The following is a 1,553-nucleotide window of genomic DNA, read 5'->3' as shown; positions in this document are numbered from 1 at the left end:
GCTCCCCGGAGGGGGCCAGCCATCAGGACCACATGGTGGCCCTGGCCCAATGCTGGCCCAGGCCGGCATCCCCGTGGCCCTGCACGCCTTCTCCGACGGCCGCGACGTGCCGCCGCAGAGCGCCTTGGAGCAGCTGGCCGCCATCGAGGCCGGGCTGAAGGCCTTGGCCAACGCCAAGATCGCCACGGTGGACGGCCGCTACTACGCCATGGACCGCGACAAGCGCTGGGACCGGGTGGAAAAGGCCTACCGCGCCCTGGTGTCGGCCGAGGGCGAAAAGGCCGTCAGCGCCGAGGCGGCGGTGACGCAGAGCTATGACGCCGGCAAGCACGACGAGTTCATCCTGCCCACCGTCATCGGCGACTACGCCGGCATGAAGGACGGCGACGGCGTGCTGATGGCCAACTTCCGCGCCGACCGCGCGCGCGAGATCCTGTCCGCCCTGGTGGAGCCGGAGTTCAGCGGCTTCGACCGCGGCATGCCGGTGAAGTTCGCCGCCCAGCTGGGCATGGTGGAGTATTCCTCGGCCCTGGCGAAGTTTCTGCCGGCCATCTTCCCGCCCAAGGAAATCCGCCACACCCTGGGCGAGATCGTGTCGCAGCGGGGCCTGCGTCAGCTGCGCATCGCGGAGACGGAGAAGTACCCGCACGTCACCTTCTTCTTCAACGGCGGCGAGGAAAAGGTCTACGAGGGGGAGGAGCGCATCCTGGTCCCCTCGCCCAAGGTGGCGACCTACGACCTGCAGCCGGAGATGTCGGCCGATGAGCTGACGGACAAGCTGGTGGCGGCGGTGGACAGCGGCACGTTCGACCTGGTGGTGGTGAACTACGCCAACCCCGACATGGTGGGCCATTCCGGCATCCTGGCCGCCGCCGTCAAGGCGGTGGAGGCGGTGGACCGCAGCATCGGCCGGCTGGAGGAGGCGGTGAAGCGCCAGGGCGGCGCCCTGCTGATCACCGCCGACCATGGCAATTGCGAGCTGATGAAGGACCCGGAGACGGGCGGCCCGCACACCGCCCACACCCTGGACCTGGTGCCCGCCATCCTGGTGAACGCGCCGGCCGACGTGGTCCGCCTGGACCGGGGCAAGCTGGCCGACGTGGCCCCCACCCTGCTGGAACTGATGGGCCTGCCCCAGCCGGAGGAGATGACCGGCCGGTCCCTGCTGGTCCGCGACGCGGCGCGCGCGGCGGCCGAATAATCGCCCGACTCCCCGCGAGGATCGCGACCCGAGTGACCGTCTTCAGGGCCCCCTACAGTCTGCTGCCCCTGGCGCTGGCTCTGCTGGCGCCGGGACCGGTGCTGGCCGCGCATGCCCCTCCCACCGTGTTGACGCCAGTGGCACAGGCGACATCCAAACCGGATCCGCAGCGCCAACTGGACAAGGTCGAAAAGGACCTGAAGGCCGACCAGGCCCGCAAGGCGGAGCTGGACGCCAAGAACGACGCCCTGGAACGCGATCTGGCCGACCTGCGCGCCAAATCCGTGGCGGTGGCGGAGGACCAGCGCCGCCAGGACGACGCCCTGCGCGCAATGGAGCAGTCGCTGTCCGG

General features: G+C 70.2%; 2 pseudogenes. Both read left to right on the top strand.

The annotated features are described in order from the left end of the window. A pseudogene (gene gpmI / locus I55_RS15735) lies at positions 1–1,201 on the top strand (2,3-bisphosphoglycerate-independent phosphoglycerate mutase); the annotation flags it as partial. Positions 1,202–1,233: 32 nt separating this feature from the next. Beyond that, positions 1,234–1,553 (top strand): annotated as a pseudogene (locus tag I55_RS15730) (hypothetical protein); the annotation flags it as partial.

The sequence above is a fragment of the Azospirillum sp. B4 genome (assembly GCF_000333275.1).
In the GTDB taxonomy this organism is placed as follows: domain Bacteria; phylum Pseudomonadota; class Alphaproteobacteria; order Azospirillales; family Azospirillaceae; genus Nitrospirillum.
Note: the sequence above shows the minus strand (reverse complement) of the source record. Positions and strands in the feature narration are given on the sequence as shown.